Here is a 23,772-nt window from a genome sequence, read left to right on the forward strand (position 1 = left end):
CGGGGCACCTCGGTTCAGCAGCCGCACTCGCCGGCGACGGGGGCGGTCAGCGGGTCGGCGCCGCGCCGGGCCGCGCCCTGCCAGGTCTCGTACGGGAAGCCCTCCCGGGCCCAGTACTCGAAGCCGCCGAGCATCTCCTTGACCCGGTAGCCGAGTTCGGCCAGGGCGAGCGCGGCGCGGGCGGCCCCGTTGCAGCCCGGCCCCCAGCAGTACGTCACCACGGGTACGGACCGGTCGAGGAGCTGCCCGGCCTGCTCGGGAACGAGCGCGGTCGGCAGGTGCACGGCGCCCGGGACGTGCCCCTGGTCCCAGGACTCGGTGGAGCGGGTGTCGACCAGGACGAAGCCGGGGTCGCCGCCGGCCGCGAGCGCCGCGGCCACGTCGGAGACGTCGGTGTGGAAGGCGAGGCTCGCCCGGAAGTGGGCGGCGGCCTCGGCGGGGGCGGCGGGGGCGACGCGCAGGACGGGGTTCACGGTGTCGATCGTCATGGCGGAAAATCTATGGCCGCCCGCTCGCACACTGAACCGACGATCCCCGGGGTCGGCCTTGATCGGCCGGGGATTTCCCTGCTATCCATCCGGCATGACCATGTATTCCCCGGACGCCACCGACTGGCGCATCCTGGACGTCCTGCAGCGCGAGGGCCGGGCGAGCTACGCCGAGCTGGCCCGCGCCGTCTCCATGTCGCCGAGCGCGGTCACCGAGCGGGTGCGCCGCCTGGAGGAGGCCGGGGTCATCCAGGGGTACGCGGCGGTCGTCGACCCCGAGCGCCTCGGCCTGCCGATCCTCGCCTTCGTGCGGCTGCGCTACCCGAACGGCAACTACAAGCCGTTCCACGACCTGGTGGCGGTGACGCCGGAGATCCTGGAGGCCCACCATGTGACGGGGGACGACTGTTTCGTGATCAAGGTCGCCGCCCGTTCGATGCCGCATCTGGAGGAGATCTCCGGCCGGATCGGCGCGCTGGGCTCGGTCACCACGAGCGTGGTGTACTCCTCTCCCCTGCCCCGGCGCCCCGTCGGCCGCTGAGCCGCCTCACACGCCCCGCCGGCGCAGCGAGGAGCCCGATCTGCCCTTCACGACCTCCAGTTGGGCGTGGATCCGCCGCCGCAGGTCGGGGACGTGGCTGACGATGCCGACGCTGCGGTCGCGTTCACGCAGGGAGTCGAGGACGTCGAGGACCTCGTCCAGGGTCTGGTCGTCGAGGCTGCCGAAGCCCTCGTCGATGAAGAGGGTGTCCAGCCGGACACCGCCCGCCTCGTCGGTGACCACGTCGGCGAGGCCGAGGGCGAGGGCGAGGGAGGCGAAGAAGGTCTCGCCGCCGGAGAGGCTGGCGGTGTCCCGCTCGCGGCCGGTCCAGGCGTCGACGACGTGCAGGCCGAGGCCGCTGCGGCCGCGTCCGGTGCGGTCGTCGGAGTGGACGAGGGTGTAGCGGCCGGAGGACATGCGCTGCAGGCGCACGGTCGCGGCGGCGGCGACCTGCTCCAGGCGGGCCGCCAGGACGTACGACTCCAGGCGCATACGGCGTTCGTTCTCGGCGGAGGTGCCCGCGGTGAGGGCGGCGAGGCGGGCCACCCGGTCGTACTCCTCGCGCAGCGGGCCGAGCCGGCGGACGGCGTCGGTGGCGCGTGCGGAGAGGCGGTCCAGCTCCGTGCAGCAGCGGGCGGCCGCGTCGCGTGTGGAGGCGGCCTCGCGCAGCCGCCGCTCTGCCCCCACCGCCGCCCGCTCCGCGGCGGCGGGGTCGGCGGGCGGCTGCCGGGCGGCCGTCGCGGCGTCGGTCTCGGCGAGCATGGCCCGGACGGCCGCCTCCTCCGACTGCCAGGCGTCCAGGCGGTGTTGGAGCTCGCGGTGGGCCGCGGCATCGAGGAGGGCGGCGGCCGCGGCGCGGGGGGTGTCGAAGCCGGCGCGGTAGGCGGCGTCGGCGAGGCGGGCGTCGGCGTCCTTGAGTCGCTGGGCGGCGTCCTCGGCGGCGCGGGCGGCCTCGGCGGCGTCGGTGAGCAGGGCGGCCTGCCGCTCCAGCTGGGCGGCGCGGGCGGCCACACTGGCGGCGGTTCCGCGCGCCTGCGCCAACTCCTCCTCCAAGGCCGCCTGTTCGCGTTCCAGGGCCTCGCGCCGGGTGACCCGGGAGGCGGTGCGGACGGCGGCCTGCTGACGGGCGTCCAGGCGCTGCTCGCGTTCCCGCTCGGCCTTGCGCAGCTCCTCGTGCGCGGCGTGCAGGGCGGAGGCGTCGCGGCGGGCGCGGGCGTACTCCTGCTCCAGCGCCTCGGCCTCGGCAGCGAGTCGGTCGGTCGGGGTGTCGCCCGCCTCGGCGGTGGCGGCGGCCAGGGCCTCGCGGACGACGCCGAGGCGCCGCTCGTCCTCGGTGTGCTGTTCCGCGGCCCTCTGGTGGGCGGCGAGGGCCTGCTCCTCGGCCGCGCGGTCGACGTGTCCGGCGTCCTTGCGGGCGGGCGCGGGGTGCTCGGTGGCGCCGCAGACGGCGCAGGGCTCGCCGTCGGTGAGGTGCGCGGCCAGCTCCGCCGCGATGCCGTTCAGGCGCTGTTCCTTCAGGTCCAGCCAGTGGGCGCGAGCGTCGAGAGCCCGCTGTTCGGAGGCGCGGATCCGGTGCCGGGCCTCCTCCAGGTCCGCGGCCAGTGCGTCGCGGGTGCGCGCGGCGGCCAGGCGGCGCCGGGCGGGCTCGCGCTGCACATCCAGCTGTTCGGCGCGGGTGGCGGCCTCCTGGGCGGAATCGATGCGGGACTGCAGTGCCGTGCGCAGGGCGTCCCACCCGGCCAGCCAGGTGTCGGCCTCGCGCAGCACCTCCTCGTCGGCGTGCTCCTGCCGGTCCAGGCCGGCCCGTTCCTCGGCCAGGCCGGCGAGCCGCGTCTCCGCGCGCCGGGCCGACTCCAGGCCGCCCAGCTCCTCGGCGGCGCGACGGGCGGCGGCCGCGAGTCCTGCCGGGCCGGCATCGGCGTGGGAACCGGGGAGCGTGCCGCGCGCGCGTGCCTCGGCCTCGGCGGCGTTCCGGTGCTCGGCCTCGGTGGCCTCCCGCAGCTCCAGCGCGGGCGCCACCGCCTCCGCCTTGCGGGCGCGCTCCATCCGCTCCTGGTCCTCGCGGTGGGCGCCGGACCGTTCCTGGAGGCGCTCGGCGCGCCGCCGGGCCTCGGCGAACCTGCCCTGCAGCCGGGCGAGTTCGCGCTCCTGCTCCAGGGCGCGGCGCGCCGCGGCGTGGGCGGACTCGGCGGCCTCGAGGCGGCAGTGGGCGAGGGTGAGCCGTTCGCGGGCGGTGCTGCGGGCGACGGCGGCGGCGCCGAGCACGGCCTCGGCGAGGCCCGGTTCGCCGGCGGCGAGCTCGGGCAGCTCCATGGCGTCGCCCGCCTCCTGCTGCATGCGGTGCGCGTCGGCGAGGAGCGCGGCGTCACCCTCCCGCACCCGCGCCTCGGTCGCCTTCCGGCGTTCGGCGAGCCGCTTCTCGACGTCGGCGAAGCGCCGGGTGTCGAAGAGGCGGCCCAGCAGCCGGCCGCGGGCCTCGGCGTCGGCGCGCAGGAAGCGGGCGAAGTCGCCCTGGGGCAACAGGACGACCTGGCAGAACTGCTCGCGGCTCATGCCGAGGAGCTGGGTGATCTCCTCGCCGATCTCCTGGTGGGAGCGGCTGCGGTCCTTCCAGGCGCCGGCCGGTGCGTCGTACTCGCGCAGCCACGTCTGGGCCTTGTCGACGGTCGTGCCCGTGCCGCGCAGCTTGCGGCGCTCCCACGGTGGCTGCCGGGTGATCTCCAGCCGGCGTCCGGCGACGGTGAGTTCGAGCCGGACCTCGGTGCGGGTGCCCGGCTCGGCGTGGTCGCTGCGCAGGTTCATGCCCTGGCCGCTCTGCCGGGCGCCGGGCACGGAGCCGTAGAGCGCGTAGCACACGGCGTCCAGGACGGAGGTCTTGCCGGCGCCGGTCGGGCCGTGCAGCAGAAACAGCCCGGCGGCGGACAGGGCGTCGAAGTCGACGCTCTGGGTGGCGCCGAAGGGCCCGAAGGCGGTGAGGTCGAGCCGGTGCAGCCTCATCGCGCCACCTCACGGACGGCGTCGTCGGCGCGCACCGCGTCGAAGGCCTCGCGGAGCACGGCCGTCTCCTGCGCGTCGGGCCCGGCGCCGCGCACATGGGCGACGAAGTCCTGGGCGATCTGCTGGTCGCTGCGGCCGGCGAGGCGCCGGGCGTACGACACCTCGGGGTCGTCGGGGGCGCGCTCGGGCGCGAAGACCAGGCTGAGCGTGTGCGGGAAGCGCTCGGCGAGCCGGGCCATGGGGTCGGCGGGACGGACCGGGTCGGTGAGGGTGGCCTCCACCCAGGCGCCGGTGTGCCGGGCCAGACCGGGGTCGGCGAGCAGGTCCTCCAGGGTGCCCCGGATGCGGGCGAGCGGGCGCGGCACCGGGCAGTCGAGCCGCTCGGCGGTGACCGAGCCGGCCGCGTCCAGGTCGATCAGCCACATGCTCTTGCGGTGGTCGGCCTCGGAGAAGGAGTAGGCGAGCGGGGAGCCCGAGTAGCGCACGCGCTCGGTCAGGGTCTGGCAGCCGTGCAGATGCCCGAGCGCCACATAGTCCACGCCGTCGAAGACCGCGGCCGGTACGGCGGACACGCCGCCGACGGTGATGTCCCGCTCGCTGTCGCTGGCCTGTCCGCCGGTGACGAAGGCGTGGGCGAGGACGACGGAGCGGGTACCCGGCGCGCGGGTGGCGAGGTCGGCGCGCACGCGGTCCATGGCGGCGGCCAGCACGGCCTCGTGTCCCGCACGGTCGACCCCGAACTCGTCCTTCACCAGGGCCGGTTCGAGATACGGAAGCCCGTAGAAGGCCACGTCCCCGTGGGCGTCCCGCAGCACGACGGGGGTGCCGGCGGCGGACGGCTCGGTGCGCAGATGGATGCCGGCGCGGTCGATGAGCCCGGCGCCGACACCGAGGCGGCGGGCGGAGTCGTGGTTGCCGGAGATCATCACCGTGGGCACACCGAGGCCGGCGAGGCGGTGCAGGGCGTCGTCGAACAGCTCGACGGCCGCCAGCGGGGGCACCGCCCGGTCGTACACGTCGCCCGACACGACCACCGCGTCCACCGCGCGCTCGCGCACGGTGGCGACCAGGTGACCGATGAACCCGGTCTGGGCCCCGAGCATGTTCACCCGGTGGAAGGCCCGGCCGAGATGCCAGTCGGACGTGTGCAGGATCCTCATGATCCCCGAGACTAACGGCCGGGTCCGACAGCACGGGCGGTTACTCCCGTATCGAACCGTCATGACCGGCCCGCCGAAAGACCGTTATGTCCGATTGATCCGGAAGGTCAGGCATCTCCGTAGGCTTCTCCGCCCAGTTCGAACCCGGCCGTGCCCGCCGTCACATCCGCCAGCCACGCGCGGAAGGCGTCCACCTCGGCGTCCGGCAGGCCGACCTCCAGGGTCACGGCCTCGCCGTAGCGGACGTCGCGCACCTCGCGCCCGGTGGACCTGAGGTCGTTCTGGACCTTGCCCGCGCGCTGATGGTCCACGGTCACCGTGGCCAGCCGGAAGCGGCGCCTGGTGCGGGTGCCGAGCGCGTCGAGGGCCTCGCCGACCGCTCCGCCGTAGGCCCGGATGAGCCCGCCGGCGCCGAGCTTGACGCCGCCGTAGTAGCGGGTGACGACGGCGACGACGTACCGCATGTCGCGGCGCAGCAGCATCTGGAGCATGGGGACGCCGGCGGTGCCGCCCGGTTCGCCGTCGTCACTGGCCCGCTGGACGGAGGCGTCGGCGCCGATGACGTACGCCCAGCAGTTGTGCGTGGCGTCGGCGTGCTCCCTGCGCACGGCCGCGATGAACTCCTGGGCCTCCTGCTCGGTGGCCGCGGGGCCGAGCGCGCACAGGAAGCGGGAGCGGTTGACCTCGGTCTCGTGCACACCCGCGCGCGCGACGGTGCGGTACTCGTCCTGCATCCCGCCAGCCTATGCGGGGCGCCGGGCCCCCACGGCTACCCCTTCCTGCCGCCGTCCCGCCCGCCCCCCTTCTTCCCGCGCGGCACGGTGAACGACGTCAGCAGGGCCGTGCCCGGGCCGAGGGCCGGCCAGCCGGTGCCGCGCCAGGACAGGACGGCGACGGCGGAGGTGGGGAACTTCACGCGCACCCGGGCGAGCGTGTCGTCCAGGCCGTCCCGGGCCAGTGTCACGACCAGCTCCTCCAGCCCGGGGTTGTGCCCGACCAGCAGCAGCGTCTCGACCTCGCGCGGCGTCTCGCGCACCACCTCCAGCAGCTCCGGTGCGGCGGCCCCGTACAGCCGCCGGTCGTAGCGCACCGGGGGCGGGGTGCCCCACTGCGCGGAGGCCAGTTCCCAGGTGCGGCGGGCGCGGACGGCGGGGGAGCACAGAGCGAGGTCGGGCAGGCAGTCGGCCTCGGCGAGGGCGCGGCCCGCGGCCGGGGCGTCCCGCAGTCCGCGCGGCGCCAGCGGGCGGCGGTGGTCCGCGACGCCCTCGGGCCAGTCGGACTTGGCGTGCCGCAGCACGACCAGCCGCCGCAGCGGGCCCGCGCCCGCCCGCTCGATCACGCGAGGCTCCCGAGGTCACGGGCCAGGTCGAGGGCCAGCAGACGGTCGGCGTAGGCGTAGGTCTCGAAGCGGGCGCCGTCCGGCAGGCCGGGGGCGCTCTCCACGTCGCCGAGCACGCCGAGCACGCCGGGCAGGTCGAGGTCGTCCTCCCAGGCGGCCCGCAGCCGCGCCCGCACCTCGTCGGGCACGGGCCGCGAGGGGCTCCGCGCCCACCCGGCCACGGCGCGGCGCCAGCGGGCGAGCCGGTGCTCGGCCTCGCCGAGCACACCGGCGTCCAGCCGCACCGGCTCGCCGCGCGGGGCGGTGAGCAGGGCGAGGCGCAGGGTGGTGGGAGAGGAGAGGAGTTCCGCGAGCGGCGTGTCGGCCTCCGACGAGAGCACCGGCGCCACCGACAGCACCGTCCCGTTCCCGGGGACCGGGTCGTCCTCCCCCAGGACGTGCACCACCTGCGCCTCCCCCAGCCCCGAGGCCAGGTCGCGGCCGTCCTCGAAGGGGCGGATGGCGAGGATGGTCGCGGCGGTGCGCAGTTCCACCGGGTCACGGGGTGCGGCGAGGGTCGCCCAGACGGGGGTGCCGCCGAGTTCCAGGGCGCGGACGAGGAGGTCGGCGGTGAGCAGGACGCGCAGGGCGGTCGGGTCGAGGCCACGGGCGTGGGCCTCGATGCGGGTCAGGCCGCGGCGCGCGGGCGCGGCGGCGACGGACTCACCGGTTCGGGCGTCGAGGATGCGCAGCACGGCCCGAGCGTAGGCGTGCGGGCGGCCGTACGTGGGCACCTTGCGCCGATTCCGGGCACCGTGGCGGGGTACCGGGGGCGGGAATCAGCCCCTGACGGGCGCTGTTGCCCGTCACGACGGTTCCCCCGCAGCCCGAGGAGGCACGTGTGCACGGCGACGACGCGACGGTCCGCAGGATCCTGACCGAGCTGGGTGACACCTGGGCGGTGGTCGGCCTGTCCGCCAACCGGGGGCGGGCCGCCTACGGGGTGGCGCGGGTGCTGCAGCGGTTCGGCAAGCGGATCGTGCCGGTGCATCCCAAGGCGGAGACGGTGCACGGCGAGCGGGGGTACGCCTCGCTCGCGCAGATCCCGTTCGAGGTGGACGTGGTCGACGTTTTCGTCAACAGCGGCCTGGCCGGCGCGGTCGCCGACGAGGCGGTGGCGAAGGGCGCGAAGGCGGTGTGGTTCCAGCTCGGTGTGGTGGACGAGGCCGCCCAGGAGCGGACCCGGGCGGCCGGACTTGACATGGTCATGGATCGCTGCCCGGCGATCGAAATTCCCCGCCTCCAGCTGCCCGCCTCCTAGGCTGTCTCACCGTCTTCTCACAATTCACGGCTGAATATTGACATTCGACCCGCGGTCTGACCTGTACGAAGGCTGTGACCAAGACAGGCAAGATCCCGGGTCAAAATTTGGCAACCACTCTTTTGTCGGCGCGGAAAGACTTCCTAACCTGTGGCGTCCTTGCTCGTTAATCCTGCGTTTACGATCTGAGAGGCCACTTGACATGGTGAAAGTCGACCATGCTGTGCCGGTTGCCACGAAAGACCCTGGCGGCCTGCGCCGGGACGTGGGGCTGATCGGACTGATGTGGGCCTCCGTGGGCTCCATCATCGGGTCCGGTTGGCTCTTCGGCGCCGAGAAGGCGGTCGTGGTGGCCGGTCCCGCGGCGATCATCTCGTGGGTGATCGGCGCGGTGGCCATCGTGCTGCTGGCGCTCGTGCACGCCGAACTCGGCGGCATGTTCCCGGTGGCGGGCGGCACCGCCCGCTACCCGCACTACGCGTTCGGCGGCCTGGCCGGCATGTCCTTCGGCTGGTTCTCCTGGCTCCAGGCGGCGACCGTGGCCCCGATCGAGGTCGAGGCCATGATCGGGTACGCCAAGCACTGGAAGTGGGCCGAAGGCCTGCAGCACGCCGACGGCACCCTCTCCACCAGCGGTTTCCTCACCGCACTCGTCCTCATGGCGATCTTCGTCGCCGTGAACTTCTTCGGTGTCCGTGCCCTCGCGCACACCAACAGCGCCGCCACCTGGTGGAAGATCGCGGTCCCCCTCGCGGCGATCTTCGTCATCGCGATCGGCAACTTCCACCCGGGCAACTTCACCTCCGAGGGCTTCGCCCCCTTCGGCGCCAAGGGCGTGCTCGGCGCGATCAGCTCCAGCGGCATCATCTTCGCCCTGCTCGGCTTCGAGCAGGCGATCCAGCTCGCCGGTGAGAGCCGCGACCCGAAGCGCGACCTGCCCCGCGCGACGCTCGGCTCGGTCGCCATCGGCGCCGTGATCTACATCCTGCTGCAGGTCGTGTTCATCCTCGCGCTGCCGCACAGCTCCTTCGCGCACGGCTGGGCCAAGCTGGACTTCCCGGGCATCAGCGGCCCCTGGGCGGGCCTGGCGACCCTGGTCGGCCTCGGCTGGCTGAGCTTCGTGCTCTACCTGGACGCGATCATCTCCCCCGGCGGCACCGGCCTGATCTACACCACCGCCACCTCCCGCGTCTCCTACGGCCTGGCGAAGAACGGCTACGCGCCGAAGCTCTTCACCAAGACCGACAAGCGCGGTGTGCCGTGGTTCGGCCTGATCATCTCCTTCGTCACCGGCGTGATCTGCTTCCTGCCGTTCCCGAGCTGGCAGGAGCTGGTGGGCTTCATCACCTCGGCGAGCGTCCTGATGTACGCGGGTGCGCCGCTGGCGTACGGCGTCTTCGCCGACCGGCTGCCGCACATGGAGCGCCCCTACCGTCTGCCCGGCGGCAGGTTCATCTCGCCGCTGTCGTTCGTGGTCGCCAACCTGATCATCTACTGGGCCGGCTGGGACACTCTGTGGCGCCTCGGCTTCGCGATCCTGCTCGGCTACGTGCTGCTCGGCTCCTACGCCTGGTACGCGATCCGCAAGAACCTGCCCGACGCGCCCCGGCTGGACTTCAAGGCCGCGCAGTGGCTGCCCGGCTACCTGGTGGGCATGGGCGTGATCTCCTGGCTCGGCGGCTTCGGCGGCCGGGGCTACATCGGACTGTGGTGGGACATCGCGGTCGTGGCGGTGTTCTCGCTCGGCATCTACTTCTGGGCCAAGGCCACCGCGTCGAAGCCCGAGGCGATCGAGCGCAGCATCGAGGAGGTCGTGGTCACCGACGCTCCGGCGCACTGACCGCACCCGCACCCCTGTGTCCCGTCAGCCCGGGCGGCAGTTCCGCCCGGGCTGACGGGACACCGTCGTCATGCCGGGGTGACAGACCCTTCCCCCACCCCTGCTCCGCGTCCGCGCAGCGCCGTGCGGTCGTCGTCGTGGGCGCCGGGCCCGCCGGGTTCACCGTCGGCAACCTGCTGCGGGCCGCTTCCGTCGACCTGAACCTCGCCCAGCACGACGCCTTCCTGCTCGCCGACCTGCTGGTAGTCCACACCCGGCGCAAGGACGCCTCCGAGTAGCCGTCCGGACCGCGGTGTCCTCCGGGGATCCGTTCCGCGCGGGCACCACGCCGGCCCGGCTGTGCCGGCTGTTCACCTCGTCGGCCGGGGCGGCGGCCTTCGCGGAGCAGTACCCGGGCTCGGCCGCCGCCTACTGGGCCTCGGACGGGTCGTCGGGGCGCCGTTCGGCGAGGCGGTGGTCGGCCACCTTCAGGGCCTCCTCGACCAGCCGGCGCAGATGGCCGTCGCGCAGGGAGTAGACCACCCGGCGGCCCTCCTTGCGGGTGTTCACCAGCCCGGCCAGGCGCAGCCGGGCCAGGTGCTGGCTGACGGCCGGGCGGGCGGCGGCGCACGCTCCGGTCAGCGTGGTGACGTCGGCCTCCCCCGCCGTCAGCGCGTGCAGCAGGGTCAGGCGGGTGCGGTCGCCGAGCAGGCCCAGAAGCTCGGCCGCCACGGTGAACTGCTCGTCGCCCGGGGTGCGCTGCTGCTCATGATGCGCAGGTGACAGGTGCATGCGTGCGCTCATAGGCACATAATGGTCCCCGTGGACGCGGTACGTCCACTCCCGGACGGAAGGGGATCCCGGTGAGCGACCGGCACACGCATCGGCACCACGAGGCACCGCACGGCCATGCCCACCCGTCCCCCGGGCTGCGCCACCGCCTCACCCATCTCCTGACCCCGCACTCGCACGAGACCGCCGACAGGCTCGACCCCGCCCTGGAGTCCTCGGCGCGGGGCATGCGGGCGCTGTGGGTGTCGCTGGCCGTGCTCGGGGCGACCGCGCTGGCGCAGGCGGCGGTGGTCGCGGTGTCCGGGTCGGTGGCACTGCTCGGGGACACCGTGCACAACGCGGCGGACGCGCTGACGGCCGTACCGCTGGGCATCGCCTTCGTCCTGGGCCGGCGCGCGGCCACCCGGCGGTTCACCTACGGCTACGGGCGCGCGGAGGACCTCGCGGGTCTGGCCATCGTGCTGACCGTCGCCGCCTCCGCCGCGTTCGCGGCCTGGGCGGCCGTCGGCCGGCTGCTCGACCCGCGCCCGGTCGCGCACCTGCCGGTGGTGGCGGTGGCCGCGCTGGTGGGGTTCGCGGGCAACGAATGGGTCGCCCGTTACCGGATCCGGGTGGGCCGGGAGATCGGCTCGGCCGCGCTGGTCGCCGACGGGCTGCACGCCCGCACGGACGGGTTCACCTCGCTCGCCGTGATGCTGGGCGCGGGCGGCTCGGCGCTGGGGTGGCACCTGGCCGATCCCGTGGTGGGGCTGGTGATCACGGCGGCGATCGCGCTGGTCCTGCGGGACGCGGCGCGGGAGGTGTTCCGCCGGGTGCTGGACGCCGTCGACCCGGCGCTGGTGGACGAGGCCGAGCAGGCGGTGCGCACGGTGCCGGGTGTGCGGGGGGTGGGCGAGCTGCGGCTGCGGTGGATCGGGCACCGGCTGCGGGCCGAGCTGGCGGTCGTCGTGGACGGCGCGGCGACGGTCCGTGAGGCCCACGCGATCGCGGTCGAGGCCGAGCACGCCCTGCTGCACGCCGTGCCGGGACTCACGGCCGCCCTGGTGCACGCCGATCCGGCGCCGGTGCCGGGCGAGACCGACCCGCATCTGGCGCTGGCCCACCATCTGACGGGCTGAGCTCAGGCCACCCCGAGCCCCTCGATCACCACCGCGCCGGGCAGCTCGGCGAGCGCCTTGCCCGGCACCAGCAGCTTGCCGCGCCGGCGTCCGCTGCCGACCAGGACGTAGGGCAGGTCGACCACGGCCGAGTCCACCAGGACCGGCCAGTCGGCGGGCAGCCCGACCGGGGTGATGCCGCCGTACTCCATGCCGGTCTCGCCGGTCGCGGTGTCCATGGACGCGAACGAGGCCTTGCGGGCGCCGAGCCGGCGGCGCACGACGCCGTTGACGTCGGCCCGGGTGGTGGAGAGCACCACACAGGCCGCGAGCGTGGTCCCACCGCCCCGCTTGCCCGCGACCACCACGCAGTTCGCCGAGCGCTCCAGCAGGTCGCGCCCGTAATGCTCGACGAAGACGGCCGTGTCGGCCCAGCGCGGGTCGGTGTCGACCCAGACGATCCGGTCGGCGGGTACGCCGCCCCGCCAGTGGCGTACGGCGTCGGCGACCGGGGCGATCAGCTCGTCCAGGCAGTCGGGGGCCGGGACGGCGGTGTCGAAGTGTCCGATGGGGGCGCGCATGCCCGCACGCTAACAGTCCGTGCGGGGGGCGTTCGGCGACAGCCCGGGGGCCGGGTGCTCAGCGCACCGGGGGCACCGAGACGGTCATCACCATCTCCACCGGGACGTCGCCCTCGTTGCCGTAGACGTGCGGGGTGTTGGCCTCGAAGGTGGCGCTGGCGCCCGCCGGTACGACGTGCGGCACGCCGTCCACGGTGAGGGTGAGGTCGCCCGCCGTGACATGGACGAGTTCCACCGTGCCGGCCGGGTGCGGGTCGGACGGGCTGCGGTCGCCGGGCATCAGACGCCAGTCCCACATCTCCAGCGGGCCGGGGGCCTCGGTGCCGGCCAGCAGCCGGTTGTAGCTGCCCGCCTCGGTGTGCCACAGCCGTACGGCCTGGTCGGCGGGGACGATGCGGACCTTGGGGCCCTGCTCGTAGTCGAGGAGCGTGGTGACGCTGACGCCGAGGGCGTCACCGATCTTGACGACGGTGCCGATGGAGGGGTTGGTGCGGGCCTGCTCGATCTGGATGAGCATGCCCCGGCTGACTCCCGCCCGGGCGGCCAGCGTGTCCAGGGTGAAGCCGCGTTCGGTGCGCCAGCGCTTGACGTTGCGCGCCAGGGACTGGGTCAGCAGGTCGAGGTCCGACACGTCACATCCATCGGTTCCGTCGGGGTCACTACAGTGAATGACAGGGTCCATCTTGCTGAACTACGGTGGGGTGTACCCGTTCGTTCATCGCACTGTACTGCGAGGTGGCCCGTGACAGCATTCTTCGCGCTGACCACCAGTCTCCTGTGGGGGCTGGCCGACTTCGGCGGAGGCCTGCTCACGCGCCGCACGCCCGCGCTGACCGTGGTGGTCGTCTCGCAGGCGATCGCGGCGGCCGTGCTGGGCGCGATCGTGGTGGCGACCGGTGGCTGGAGCGAGGCCGGTCCGCGGCTGTGGTTCGCGGTGGCGGCCGGTCTGGCCGGCCCGGTGGCGGTGTTCTCCTTCTACAAGGCCCTGGCGCTGGGCCCGATGGGGGTCGTCTCCCCGCTCGCCACGCTCAGCGTCGCCGTGCCCGTCGGAGTGGGCCTGGTGCTCGGCGAGCGGCCCGGTCTGCTGCAGGTCTCCGGCATCGCGGTCGCCGTCACGGGTGTCGTCCTCGCGGGCGGCCCTCAGCTCCGGGGCGCGCCCGTGCAGCGCCGGACGATCCTCCTGACCCTGGTCGCCGCGCTGGGCTTCGGCACGGTGTTCGCACTGATCACGGAGGCCTCGACCACCGTCACCGGCCTGTTCCTGTCCCTGTTCGTCCAGCGCGTCACGAGTGTCGCGGCGGGCGGTGCGGTGCTGTACGCCTCCGTCCGGCGGGGCACCCCGGCGCTGCCGGAGGGCGGGCTCGGCCGGGCCGCGCTGCCGGCCCTGGCCTTCGTCGGCCTCGCGGACGTGGCCGCCAACGGCACCTACGCCGTCGCCGCCCAGCACGGCCCGGTCACCGTGGCGGCCGTGCTGGCCTCGCTCTACCCGGTGGTGACCGCCCTGGCCGCGCGCGGCTTCCTCAGCGAGCGGCTGCGCGGCATCCAGGCGGCGGGGGCGGGCCTCGCCCTGCTGGGCACGGTGCTGCTCGCGACGGGCTGATTCAGCTCTCGGCCTCCAGCCGGGCCAACTGCTCGGCGCCCTCCTCGTCCAGCTCGGCGAGGGCGCGCAACTGCTCGGGGGTGATGCCCTCCGGGAGCGGCACCGGTGCCGGGGTGCGCAGCGGCGGCTGCCAGCCGTCCTCGGGGGTCCAGCGCCGTACGACCCGGGCGGGCGCCCCCGCGACCACCGCGTGGTCGGGCACGGTGCCGCGCACCACCGCGCCGGCCGCCACGACCACGTTCCTGCCGATCCGCGCGCCCGGCAGGATCACCGCGCCGGTGCCGATCCAGCAGCCCGGGCCGATCTCCACCGGCTCCATGCGCGGCCACTGCCGGCCGATGGGCTCGTGCGGGTCGTCGTAGGAGTGGTTGGTGGAGGTGACGTAGACGTACGGGCCGAAGTAGCAGTCGCGGCCGATGGTGACCGTGGTGTCGGCGATGACATGGCTGCCCCGGCCGAGCACGACGCCGTCGCCGATGCGCAGGATCGGCTCGGGGCCGAGATCCAGGTCCGGCATGAGGCCGGCGGTGAGGGTGACCTGCTCGGCGATGATGCAGTGGGAGCCGAGGTGGATCCAGGGCTCGCCGAAGACCGTGCCGAGCGGGAAGGCCAGCCGGGTGGCCTCGCCGATCGAGCCGAAACGGAACCGGCCGGGGTTCCCGGCCGTCACCGAACCCGTGCGCTGCACCCAGGCCCAGCCCGCGTGGACGGCGCGCTGCACCAGGTGGCGTCTCCAGGACGAGAACGTGTTCTTGCGCTTCGGCACGGGGTCACGTTACTCACCGGTTGCCCCCGAGGAGAGGGCGTCCTGCTGTGATCTTCACCCCAGCCGGTGTCGTACCGTGCGGGGTACGACGGACGCGAGGAGACGGTGATGACGCACAAGGCGCTGATCGTGGGCATCGGCGGCAAGGAGCCTCAGGTGGATCCCGAGGCGTTCGTGGCGCCCACGGCGTCCGTGATCGGCGATGTCACGCTGCAGGCGGGGGCCAGTGTCTGGTACGGGGCCGTCGTGCGCGGCGACGTCGAGAAGATCACCGTGGGGGCGAGCGCGAACGTGCAGGACAACGTGACGCTGCATGCCGACCCCGGGTTTCCGGTGCGGATCGGTGAGCGGGTGTCGATCGGGCACAACGCGGTGGTGCACGGGGCGACCGTGGAGGACGACTGCCTCGTCGGGATGGGGGCGACCGTGCTGAACGGGGCGGTGATCGGGGCGGGGTCGCTGGTCGCGGCGCAGGCGCTGGTCCCGCAGGGGATGGTGGTGCCGCCGGGGTCCCTGGTGGCGGGGGTGCCGGCGAAGGTGCGCAGGGCTCTGTCGGCGGAGGAGAAGGAGGGGGTCACCCTCAACGGCACGCTGTACGCCGAGTTGGGCAAGGCGCATCGCGGGGTGCATGAGTAGGCCGTGGAGCCTCAGTCTCCGGCACCCACCGGTTCCGCTTCTCGCTCTGCTGTCGTCTGGGCCTTCTTGGCCCTGCGTTTGATGATCAGTACGGAGGCCAGGCCGATCAGGACCGCTGCTGCCAGGCCCAGGTAGGAGAACTTCTTCAGCCAGCCCTCGGCCACGACGCCCACGTAGTAGATGACCGCCGTGGTGCCGCCCGCCCAGCAGATGCCGCCGAGGACGTTGGCGATCAGGAACTTCCAGTACGGCATGTGCAGGACGCCCGCGAGGGGGCCCGCGAAGATGCGCAGGAGGGCGACGAACCGGCCGAAGAAGACCGCCCACATGCCCCACTTCTCGAAGGAGCGCTCGGCGGTCGCGACATGGCCCTCGCCGAAGTGTCGGGGGAACTTGGCCCCCAGCCAGGCGAGCAGGGGCCGTCCGCCCTTGCGGCCGATCGCGTAGCCGATGGAGTCGCCGATCACGGCGCCGGCGGTCGCGCAGGCGCCGAGGACGACGGGGTTGACCCCGGTGTGCTGGGAGGACATGAGCGCCGCCGACACCAGGACGATCTCACCCGGCAGCGGGATGCCCAGGCTCTCCAGACCGATCACCAGGGCCACCACGGCGTAGACGGCGGCCGGGGGCACCGTGTCGAGCCATTCCTGGACGTGCACCGCCGGTTCCTCCCGTGTAGCTGTCCTCGGCCTGCCGGGGCGTGGTGTGGTCAGCGGCCCCAGGGGAAGGCTACCTGGTTCGGTCAGTCGCGGCGGGCGACCAGACGGTAGGCGTTGGCCAGGCCGAGGCGGTGGGACAGGGACCGTACCGCGAAACGGTCCAGGAGGGCGGCCGTGAGCAGCGCGGGCACGCCGGCCAGGAGCAGCGCGGCGCGCAGGGTGCGCCGGAGGGTGCCGGGCGGCTCGGGCAGCCAGGGCGCGTCCTCGCGCGGGGCGGCGTGGTCGAGAGCCAGCCAGACGGCAGCGAGCAGGTCGACCGGGTCGTGCGGTTCGGCGTGCTGCTCCGCGACCACCGTGAAGCCGTGCTCGGCCAGCCTGCGCCGCAGGTTCGCCACCGGCATGAAGTGCAGGTGCTGCGGCTGCAGCCAGGGCAGCCACCAGCGACCGAGCAGGCGGGCGTAGCGGCTCTGCGGGTCCGGCACCTCGATCAGCAGGTGCCCTCCGGGGCGCAGGGCCTGGTGGGCGGCGCGGATCTCGCGGTCGGGGTCGGTGCTGTGCTCCAGGTAGTGGAACATGCTCAGCACGTCGTAGCGGGCGGCGAGGTCCGGGGCGAGGTCGGGGAAGGCGCCGCGGTGGGCGTGCTCCACGCGGCCCTCGCGGGCGGCGAACTCGACGCCGTCGGTGAAGTCGAGCCCGTCGAAGGTGGTGCCGGGCAGCACGGTCCGCGCGGCCTCGCAGAAGTGGCCGTGGCCGGTGCCGACGTCCAGCCAGGTCTTCGGGGCGGGGTCGTGCGGCAGCATCGCCTCGGCCCGGCCGCGGTACATCGCGGTGCGGCCGCCGAAGGTGCCGCTCATGCGCTGCTCGCCGAGCCCGTCGTAGAAGTCCCGGTAGTAGAACTCCAGGCCCTCCTCGGTCAGCCGCGGGTTCTGGAAGACGTGGCCGCAGTCCGTGCAGCCCTCGAGGGTGAAGCGGCCGGGCTTGTGCTGGAGCAGGTCGGTGGTGCGCAGGCGGCGGGCCAGGCGGCTCGAGCCGCACCAGGGGCAGGTGGTGCGGCGGGGGGCGAAGAAGCGCTCGGTGCCGCCGGCCAGGTCCGCCCGGTAGGCGGGGCGCAGGGCGGCGATGCGCTCGCTGTCCTTGGAGTGATCGCTCATCGGCTCTCCTTGGCCGTCATCGGCTGCTGTGCGCCGCCAGTCGTTCGAGGTGGGCGGCGGCCGCGCGGGCGCCGCCCGCGGCGCGGAACGCCGTGCGGACGCGCGCGGCGGCGGCCCGGTGGGCGTGGTCGTACAGGACGGTGTCGAGGGCGGCGCCCAGCCGGTCGGCGGTGACCCGGCCGAAGCGCACCCGGACGCCCGCGCCCGCGTCGACGACCTGGCCGGCCACGACGGGCTGGTCGTCGCGGATGGGGGCCACGACGAGCGGTACGCCGTGCCAGAGCGCCTCGCACACGGTGTTGTGCCCGGCGTGGCAGACGACGGCGTCCGTCCGTTCGAGCAGCGCCAGTTGTGGCACGGACGGCAGGATCAGGACGTCCTTGTCGGCGGGGTCGGCGGGCAGCGTGCCGCCGGGGTCGACGAGCACCGACTGCACCCGGTCGGCGCGTGCGCGCAGCGCGGTGAGGCACTCGGCGAGGAAGCGGCCGCCCGCGTCGGCGTTGGCGGTGCCGAGGGTGACCAGCACCTTCGCCCGGCCGGGGTCCAGCCGGTCCCAGGGGAACCCGGGGCCGGCCGGCCGGTCTGTCGGCGCGGGGCCCACGTAGTGCACCCGCTCTCCCAACGGTGCCTGGGGACCGATGAGTTCGGGGGTGCTGAAGACGAGGAGGAGGTGGGGCGAGTAGCGCGGGTCGGCGTCCCCCGCCGGGTCGCCGATGCGGGTGCGCAGCTCGGCCAGGCGCCGGCGCAGCCACTCGGCCACCTTGGGCAGGCCGTCGTAGGCGCCGGTGAACTCGGCGGAGGTGGTGGCGGAGGTCGCCCAGGGCAGGCCGAGGCGTTCGGCCACCAGGGCGCCGGCGAAGGCCTGCTGGTCGGCGACCACCACCCGCGGGCGGAACTCTGCCACGGCCGCGCGGACGCCGGGGGCCATCGCGTCGGCGAGCGGCACCAGATACGCCTCCCACAGGAACTTCAGCGCCTCCGCGCCCCGCAGCCCGGGCGGCCGTACGGCGCCCTCGGCGCCCGGCACCGGGCCCGCGCAGGGGAAGACCCGCGTGTGCTCGCCCGCGAGCCGCCGGACCAGTGCCGGGTCGGCGCACGCCCAGGCCACCCGGTGGCCGCGCGCGGTGAGCCGGGCGGCGACACCGACGGCCGGGTTGACGTGCCCGACCAGGGGCGGGACGACGAACAGGAAGCCGCTCACCGCACCCCCGCCCCGTCCACCGAGCGGATCAGGTCCAGGATGTGGCCGCCCACGGCCGGGGCCGCCTCGACCAGCACCGAGTGCTCGTGCCCCGGCAGCACGACCGGCCGGAAGTCGGCGAGCAGGGCCTCCTTCAGCGGCACCAGGTCCACGAGGTCGGAGTCGCCGCCGTACACGCCGAGGACCGGGCAGCGTACGGCCCTGATCTGCTCCTCGGTCAGCACCCGGCTGGCGGGGATGTCCCGGCCGAGGGTGGTCTCCCGGGCCAGCCGGGCCGCTCCCCTGGCCAGGCGGGCGGTGTTGTGGCCGCGGTGCGCGGTGATCCAGGCGAGGGCGTCCGGTTCGTTGTGGGCGAGTTCGCTGATCACGCGGCGCAGGATGCCGCCCAGTTTGGCCGCCCAGGCCGCGGTGGCGGGTTCGGACTCGATGAGGGTGAGGCTGGCCGTGCGGCCGGGGTGGCGGGCCGCGTGGCCGAAGGCGACGGTGCCGCCGTAGGAGTTGCCGACGAGGTGCACGGGGCCGGTGACCGCCAGCCGGTCCAGCAGCGCCTGAAGGTCGTCGATGTTGTGGTCGAGGGTGTAGCCCTCCGGTGGGCGCTCGCTGCGGCCGTGCCCGCGCAGGTCGTACATGACGACGTCGAGGCCGGCCGCCGCGAACCGGGGGGCGACGGTGAAGTAGTAGCTGGCCAGGCTGTCCGTGAGCAGTCCGTGCACGAGGACGACCGTGGCGTGCGGCGTGCGGCCGTCCGGGGGCCGCATCCGCTGGACGTGCAGCCGGATCCCGCCGGCGTCGATCATCGCCATGGATCAGCCCGCCTCCGTGGCCCGCAGGCTCGCCACCACGTACTCCACGAGCCGGCCCACGGTCAGCTCGATGATCTCGTCGAACTCCATGCCGGCCAGGAACTCGGCGAGGTTGACCCGCCGTCCGTACCGCTCCTCCAGCAGGCCGGCCAGGGTGACCAGGTCGATGCTCTCCAGCTCCAGGTCGCGGTTGAAGGTGGTGGACATGCCGATCACCACGTCGTCCTCGCCGTACTCCGCGAGCAGGGTGCGGAGCATGCCGGTGACCTCGGCGAGCACGGTGTCGGTGGTGGACCGCGCCGGCACCGGCGGGGTGGGGTTCATCGGGTGTACTCCTCGGCTGCTCGGTCGTCTTGTCCAGGGCCGGTGGCGGGTCCGGCCGTCCAGGCCACGACGTAGGCGCGTCGGGGCAGGGAGGGCGGGTTGTCCGCCGGGGCGCAGTGCACGGGGTAGGCGCGCTCCAGCCGCCCGGAGACCACCAGCCGGGTTCCGTCCGCACCGGCCTCCCGGACGGCGAAGTCCCGTGGCCGGCCGCCGAATCCGGCGCCCTCGGCCTTGGCGACGGCTTCCTTGGCGGCCCAGAAGCGGGTGCACCACAGCGCCTCGGTGTCGGGGCTGCCGCCGGAAAGGGCGCGCAGCAGCCGGAGTTCGTCCCGGCCGAGGGCGGTGGCGATCGTCGCCGGGTCGCGTGCGGTGACCTCTTCGATGTCGATGCCCGGGCCCGGGTGCGGGGCGTGCGGCCGTACGATCGCCACGCCCGCCTCGGCCCGGTGGGCGAGCGAGACGTCCAGCGGGGGCAGCGTCCGGCCGTGCACGCCGGTGACGTACGGGCGGCCCGTCCCGTCGTTGTGCACGCGCAGTTCGGCCGGGAAGACGGGACCCTCGCCCTGCTGCCAGAGCCACTGCCGTACGGCGTCCTTGACGGCGATCCGGCCGAGCAGCCACTGCCTGCGGCCGCGCGGCGGACGCCCGGCGTACGCGGCCCGCTCGGCGCTGCCCAGTGAGTTGCGCATGATCAGCTCGCGGGAGGCGAGGTCCGGCCAGCGCTCGTGGACCAGCGTCCAGCCGCCGGGCCGGGGTTCGGAGAGGGTGTGCCGCTCGGGGAAGCGTTCGACGGGCCGGGTCGTCGGGTCGTTGTCGAAGCGGCGGTCCTGCCAGCCGGTGAGGACGGCCCACACCCGGCCGCCGACGGTCAGCTCCGCGTCCGCCTCCAGGACGGTGTCGGTCAGCGTGGTGATCCGCAGCAGGCACGCGACCCGGGTGCCGGGCGCCGGGTGGGGCCCGTGGAACCGCATGTGCCGCATCTGCACGGGGAACACCACGGTCCGTTCCGTCCGGGTCGCCATGATCCAGTAGCCGAGCAGCTGGCCCACGTTGTCCAGCAGGGCGCCGGGGGCGGCGGGCGCGGTGATGACCCCGCGGATGTGCCGCTCGCCGATCGCGGTCAGCTCGGTGAGGCCCTGGAACGCCGGGCCGTGGAACATCCAGCGGTCGCGGTAGATCCGGTCGGCGGTGTGCTCGGGGAGCCGTTCCGGGGCGTCCGGGCGCGGGCTCGGCGGGGGCGGTGCGGGGTGGCGCGGGGCCAGTTCGACGACGGCGCGGGCGGTGGGACCGAAGGTGACGGACACGCGCTCCGGGTGGCCGGGCTCGGGGGTGAGGGTGATCTGCACGTCCACCGGCGGGGTCGCGGTGAGCCAGCGGTCGAACCGGGCTCCGTGCACGGCGACCGCGCGCATGCCGGGGGCCGCGGCCTCCGCCGCGTCCATCATGTGCCGGACGATCGTGGTGGCGGGCACCACGGGCCAACGGTCCTCCGCGTCCGGCCAGTCGGGGCGTTGCGGGAAGAAGCAGTGGTCCAGGAGGTGGGGCATGGACCGGGCGGAGACATGAAGGGTCGTGGCGGCCCGCACGACCGCTTGCGGGGCCGTGGCCCTGTGTCGTACGGGTGGCTCGGCGCCGGGGCCCCGTCCGCGGCCCGCCGCGATCAGTTCGGCGGCGGTGTCGGCGGTGTCCCGGAGCAGGGCGGTGAGTTCGGCGGCGGCCGGGAGGTGCGGGGCGAGGGCGTCGAGCGGTGAGGGCTGTGCCGTGGGGCGGCTCTGCCGCATCGACGAGCGCAGTGCCTCCAGGGCCGGCCCGCGGAGCGACACCAGGGCGCCGTCGAGGTCGAGAGGGACCGGTGGGCGCGTTGCCGCGGAGGATCGCGCCGGCGGCACCGCCGGGCTCACCCGGGCCCCGCCCGTCCACAACGCGGTGGCCACGCGGCGCAGTTGCGCCATGCCGGTGCGGTGGGGCGCGTTGGCGGTGACGGTGAGGTGGTCGCGGTCGGCGAGGGTGTCGGCGATGAGGGACGACAGGCGGCCGGAGCCGGTCTGGACGAAGGTGCGGTGGCCTGCCGCGTACAGGGCCTCGATCAGTTCCCGGAACCGCACGGGCTCCAGCAGGTGCCGTACGAACAGCTCGCGCACCGCCGCCTCGTCGCGCGGGAAGGGTGCCGCTGTGGTGCCCGACCACACCGGTACGGCCGGGCGGTGGAGGTGGAAGCGGCCGGCGGCCTCCTTGATCGGGGCCAGGTACGGCTCCAGCATCGGCGTGTGGAAGCCGGAGCGGAACGGCAGCACCTGGCACAGCACACCCTGGGCGCGGAAGGACCGTACGAACTCCTCGACCGACGTGTCCGGCCCGCAGACCATCGACTGGCGGGGCGCGTTGTCGTGGGACAGCACGACCCCGGATCCGGCCCACTCCCCGGCGAGGGCCTCGCGGACCCGCTCGGCGGACGCCCCCACGGCAGCGAACACGAGCCCCGGCACGGTGACCTCGTCCGGGTCGAACGCAGCCATGAACGCGTCGACCTGGCCGCCCGAGTAGAGCCCCGCGGCCACCATGGCGGTCCACTCGCCGACGCTGTGCCCGGCGACCGCGTCCGGTACGACCCCCATGCGCCGCAGCGCGGCGTCCAGCAGACGTCCGACGCCGACGACCCCGAAGCCGTGCCGCCCGACGTCGCCGACCCGTACGTCCGTTCCGGTGAGCGGGGAGAGTCCGAAGTGGGCGGCGATGTCGTCGACGCGGGGCTCGAAGTCGCCCTCCAGGCCCGGGAAGACGAAGGCCAGCCTGCCGCCGTCGGGACCGAGCAGCGGGGCGGGCCGGAACCAGACGTCGCCACGGCCCTGCCAGGCCGTGCCCCGGCCGACCGCGCGGCGGGCCAGGGCGAGCCGCTTGGCGGTGGGCCCGACGACGCCGAGCCGGACGGGCCCGGCGTCGGGGTGTGGCCGCGCGGGGTCGAGGCCGGCGGCCAGGACCGCCGGGTCGTCGGCGTCCAGGAGCGCGGCCAACCGGTCGGGGCTGTCCGCGGCGAGCAGGAGGACGCGTTCCGGCTCGGCGACCGGGGTCCGGTTCCGCCGTGGCCTCGTCCCGGCCCCCGGTGCTTCCTCCAGCACCACGTGGGCGTTGATCCCGCCGAACCCGAAGGCGTTCACGGCGGCCCGCCGGACGGGCTGGTCCGGGTGGGTCTCCCAGGGTCGCGCGCGGTCCAGGGTGCGGAAGCGGGTGGCCGCCAGGCCCGGGTGGGGGTCGTCGCAGTGCAGGGTGGGCAGGAGGGTGCCGTGGTGCAGGGCGAGAGCGGCCTTGACCAGGCCGGCGACTCCGGCGGCCGGCATGGTGTGGCCGATCATCGACTTCACCGAGCCGAGTACGGCGCGTTCCCCGGCGTCGGTGGTTCCCGGCCCGAACACCTCGGCCAGGGTGGTGAGTTCGGCCGTGTCCCCGGCCGGGGTGGCGGTGCCGTGCGCCTCCAGCAGGCCGAGGGAGCGGGGGGCGGCGGGGTCGAGTCCGGCGGCCCGCCAGGCCTGGCGGACGGCCCGGGCCTGGCCCCCGGGGTCGGGGCTGACGAGCCCGGCGGTGCGGCCGTCGCTGGCCACGCCGGTGCCGCGGATCACCGCGTAGACGCGGTCGCCGTCGCGGGCGGCGTCCGCGAGCCGTTTGAGGACGACGACGCCGGTGCCCTCGCCGATGAGGATGCCGTCGGCGGCGCGGTGGAAGGGGCGGCTGCGCTCGGTCGGGGACAGGGCGCGGAGCTGGGAGAAGACACTCCAGAGAGTGATGTCGTGGCAGTGGTGCACTCCCCCGGCGAGCATCAGGTCGCAGCGGCCGGTGGCCAGTTCCGTGACGGCCTGGTCGACGGCGACCAGCGAGGAGGCGCAGGCCGCGTCGACGGTGTAGGCGGGGCCGCGCAGGTCGAGCCGGTTGGCGATGCGGGAGGCCGCGAGGTTGGGGACCAGGCCGATCGCGGACTCGGGGCTGTCGGGACCGAGCCGTTCGGTGAACGCCTCCCGTACGCGGTCGAGCTGGGCCGAGGACAGCTCGGGCAGCAACTCGCCCAGGGTGCGTACGAGTTGCCCGGCGGTGCGCACCCGCTGGTCGAGCCGGACCAGGCCGGGAGTGAGGTAGCCGCCGCGTCCCAGGGCGACGCCGATCCGGTGCCGCTCGGGCAGCCGGTCCTCCCCGCCCGCGTCGGCCAGGGCGGCGGCGGCCACGTCCAGGGCGATCAGCTGGTCCGGCTCGGTGCCCGGCACGGAGGCGGGCATGATGCCGAACCGGGTGACGTCCACCGCGGCCAGGTCGTCCACGAATCCGCCGCGCCGGCAGTAGATCCGGTCGGCCGCGGCGGGCCCGCCGGCCGTGTCCGGCCGGTAGTAGTCGGCGTCCCAGCGGCCCTCGGGCACCTCGCGGATCGCGTCCACGCCGTCGCGCAGATTGCGCCAGTAGGCGTCGAGACCGGCGGCGCCGGGCAGCAGCACCGCCATCCCGACGACGGCGACGGGAGTCTGCGGCTCCGTCATG

The 23,772-nt window shown here is 74.7% G+C and carries 23 protein-coding genes; 7 read left to right on the top strand and 16 right to left on the bottom strand.

From position 1 onward, the window contains the following. Nucleotides 1-14 precede the first annotated feature (14 nt). Nucleotides 15-488, bottom strand: coding sequence for a rhodanese-like domain-containing protein (locus ACZ404_RS32435; protein WP_468446168.1), 474 nt, complete (start codon nucleotides 486-488; stop codon nucleotides 15-17). Between the two features lie 94 nt (nucleotides 489-582). Here ACZ404_RS32435 and ACZ404_RS32440 point away from each other — a divergent pair, with 94 nt between their 5' ends. Next, nucleotides 583-1,029, top strand: a complete 447-nt coding sequence (locus ACZ404_RS32440; RefSeq protein WP_468446170.1) for an Lrp/AsnC family transcriptional regulator — start codon at nucleotides 583-585, stop codon at nucleotides 1,027-1,029. Nucleotides 1,030-1,035: 6 nt separating this feature from the next. Here ACZ404_RS32440 and ACZ404_RS32445 read toward each other — a convergent pair whose 3' ends face one another. From ACZ404_RS32445 to ACZ404_RS32465, 5 genes are all read right to left on the bottom strand, one after another. Continuing rightward, on the bottom strand, nucleotides 1,036-4,026 hold the full coding sequence (locus tag ACZ404_RS32445) for an AAA family ATPase (RefSeq protein WP_468446172.1): 2,991 nt from the start codon (nucleotides 4,024-4,026) through the stop codon (nucleotides 1,036-1,038). Next, entirely contained in the window at nucleotides 4,023-5,186 is a 1,164-nt protein-coding gene (locus tag ACZ404_RS32450) for an exonuclease SbcCD subunit D (protein WP_468446174.1), read from the bottom strand. Before ACZ404_RS32450 ends, ACZ404_RS32445 begins: the two co-directional genes overlap by 4 nt. 107 nt (nucleotides 5,187-5,293) lie before the next feature. Further along, nucleotides 5,294-5,920: a YigZ family protein gene (locus tag ACZ404_RS32455; protein ID WP_468446176.1), complete on the bottom strand. Its 627-nt coding sequence runs from the start codon at nucleotides 5,918-5,920 to the stop codon at nucleotides 5,294-5,296. Nucleotides 5,921-5,955: 35 nt separating this feature from the next. After that, nucleotides 5,956-6,525: a SixA phosphatase family protein gene (locus tag ACZ404_RS32460; RefSeq protein WP_468446178.1), complete on the bottom strand. Its 570-nt coding sequence runs from the start codon at nucleotides 6,523-6,525 to the stop codon at nucleotides 5,956-5,958. Next, nucleotides 6,522-7,259 carry a hypothetical protein gene (locus tag ACZ404_RS32465; protein ID WP_468446180.1) on the bottom strand — a complete coding sequence of 246 codons (738 nt, stop codon included), beginning with the start codon at nucleotides 7,257-7,259 and terminating at the stop codon, nucleotides 6,522-6,524. The genes ACZ404_RS32460 and ACZ404_RS32465 overlap by 4 nt, the downstream gene beginning before the upstream one ends. A gap of 146 nt (nucleotides 7,260-7,405) precedes the next feature. On the opposite strand from ACZ404_RS32465, the gene ACZ404_RS32470 reads away from it, so the two are divergent. The 3 genes from ACZ404_RS32470 to ACZ404_RS32480 all read left to right on the top strand — a co-directional run bounded on the left by ACZ404_RS32470 (nucleotide 7,406) and on the right by ACZ404_RS32480 (nucleotide 9,943). Further along, nucleotides 7,406-7,825, top strand: coding sequence for a CoA-binding protein (locus tag ACZ404_RS32470; RefSeq protein WP_468446182.1), 420 nt, complete (start codon nucleotides 7,406-7,408; stop codon nucleotides 7,823-7,825). A gap of 202 nt (nucleotides 7,826-8,027) precedes the next feature. Continuing rightward, a complete protein-coding gene (locus ACZ404_RS32475) occupies nucleotides 8,028-9,665 on the top strand; it encodes an APC family permease (protein ID WP_468446184.1) in 1,638 nt (545 codons plus the stop codon). A 137-nt stretch (nucleotides 9,666-9,802) separates the two neighbouring features. Continuing rightward, on the top strand, nucleotides 9,803-9,943 hold the full coding sequence (locus ACZ404_RS32480) for a hypothetical protein (RefSeq protein WP_468446186.1): 141 nt from the start codon (nucleotides 9,803-9,805) through the stop codon (nucleotides 9,941-9,943). A 130-nt stretch (nucleotides 9,944-10,073) separates the two neighbouring features. Here ACZ404_RS32480 and ACZ404_RS32485 read toward each other — a convergent pair whose 3' ends face one another. After that, complete coding sequence (locus ACZ404_RS32485) at nucleotides 10,074-10,448, bottom strand: ArsR/SmtB family transcription factor (protein WP_468446188.1); 375 nt, start codon at nucleotides 10,446-10,448, stop codon at nucleotides 10,074-10,076. A 59-nt stretch (nucleotides 10,449-10,507) separates the two neighbouring features. On the opposite strand from ACZ404_RS32485, the gene ACZ404_RS32490 reads away from it, so the two are divergent. Beyond that, nucleotides 10,508-11,554 (top strand): cation diffusion facilitator family transporter, encoded by a 1,047-nt coding sequence (locus tag ACZ404_RS32490; protein WP_468446190.1) that lies wholly within the window; start codon nucleotides 10,508-10,510, stop codon nucleotides 11,552-11,554. Between the two features lie 2 nt (nucleotides 11,555-11,556). Here the strand turns inward: ACZ404_RS32490 and ACZ404_RS32495 are convergent, their stop codons facing one another. Both ACZ404_RS32495 and ACZ404_RS32500 read right to left on the bottom strand, forming a co-directional pair. Further along, nucleotides 11,557-12,114: a YbaK/EbsC family protein gene (locus ACZ404_RS32495; protein WP_468446192.1), complete on the bottom strand. Its 558-nt coding sequence runs from the start codon at nucleotides 12,112-12,114 to the stop codon at nucleotides 11,557-11,559. Nucleotides 12,115-12,172: 58 nt separating this feature from the next. After that, a complete protein-coding gene (locus ACZ404_RS32500; protein WP_468446194.1) occupies nucleotides 12,173-12,745 on the bottom strand; it encodes a helix-turn-helix domain-containing protein in 573 nt (190 codons plus the stop codon). Nucleotides 12,746-12,856: 111 nt separating this feature from the next. Here ACZ404_RS32500 and ACZ404_RS32505 point away from each other — a divergent pair, with 111 nt between their 5' ends. Next, nucleotides 12,857-13,714, top strand: coding sequence for an EamA family transporter (locus ACZ404_RS32505; protein ID WP_468446195.1), 858 nt, complete (start codon nucleotides 12,857-12,859; stop codon nucleotides 13,712-13,714). 1 nt (nucleotide 13,715) lies between these two features. Here ACZ404_RS32505 and ACZ404_RS32510 read toward each other — a convergent pair whose 3' ends face one another. Beyond that, nucleotides 13,716-14,480, bottom strand: coding sequence for an acyltransferase (locus ACZ404_RS32510; protein WP_468446197.1), 765 nt, complete (start codon nucleotides 14,478-14,480; stop codon nucleotides 13,716-13,718). Between the two features lie 108 nt (nucleotides 14,481-14,588). Between ACZ404_RS32510 and ACZ404_RS32515 the strand changes: the two genes are divergently transcribed. Then, nucleotides 14,589-15,116: a gamma carbonic anhydrase family protein gene (locus tag ACZ404_RS32515; RefSeq protein ID WP_468446199.1), complete on the top strand. Its 528-nt coding sequence runs from the start codon at nucleotides 14,589-14,591 to the stop codon at nucleotides 15,114-15,116. An 11-nt stretch (nucleotides 15,117-15,127) separates the two neighbouring features. On the opposite strand, the gene ACZ404_RS32520 is transcribed toward ACZ404_RS32515, so the two are convergent. From ACZ404_RS32520 to ACZ404_RS32545, 6 genes are all read right to left on the bottom strand, one after another. Next, nucleotides 15,128-15,775, bottom strand: a complete 648-nt coding sequence (locus ACZ404_RS32520) for a DedA family protein (RefSeq protein ID WP_468446201.1) — start codon at nucleotides 15,773-15,775, stop codon at nucleotides 15,128-15,130. Nucleotides 15,776-15,858: 83 nt separating this feature from the next. Next, nucleotides 15,859-16,926, bottom strand: coding sequence for a class I SAM-dependent methyltransferase (locus tag ACZ404_RS32525; protein ID WP_468446203.1), 1,068 nt, complete (start codon nucleotides 16,924-16,926; stop codon nucleotides 15,859-15,861). Nucleotides 16,927-16,942: 16 nt separating this feature from the next. Then, nucleotides 16,943-18,127, bottom strand: a complete 1,185-nt coding sequence (locus tag ACZ404_RS32530) for a glycosyltransferase (protein ID WP_468446205.1) — start codon at nucleotides 18,125-18,127, stop codon at nucleotides 16,943-16,945. Beyond that, entirely contained in the window at nucleotides 18,124-18,930 is an 807-nt protein-coding gene (locus ACZ404_RS32535) for an alpha/beta fold hydrolase (protein ID WP_468446207.1), read from the bottom strand. Before ACZ404_RS32535 ends, ACZ404_RS32530 begins: the two co-directional genes overlap by 4 nt. Nucleotides 18,931-18,933: 3 nt before the next feature. Beyond that, the gene (locus tag ACZ404_RS32540) at nucleotides 18,934-19,254 is read right to left on the bottom strand and encodes an acyl carrier protein (RefSeq protein WP_468446209.1); all 321 of its coding nucleotides are present in this window, start codon (nucleotides 19,252-19,254) and stop codon (nucleotides 18,934-18,936) included. Then, nucleotides 19,251-23,771 carry a beta-ketoacyl synthase N-terminal-like domain-containing protein gene (locus ACZ404_RS32545; RefSeq protein WP_468446211.1) on the bottom strand — a complete coding sequence of 1,507 codons (4,521 nt, stop codon included), beginning with the start codon at nucleotides 23,769-23,771 and terminating at the stop codon, nucleotides 19,251-19,253. The genes ACZ404_RS32540 and ACZ404_RS32545 overlap by 4 nt, the downstream gene beginning before the upstream one ends. Between the last annotated feature and the right edge of the window lies 1 nt (nucleotide 23,772).

It is taken from the genome of Streptomyces sp. NPDC030798, assembly GCF_055572275.1.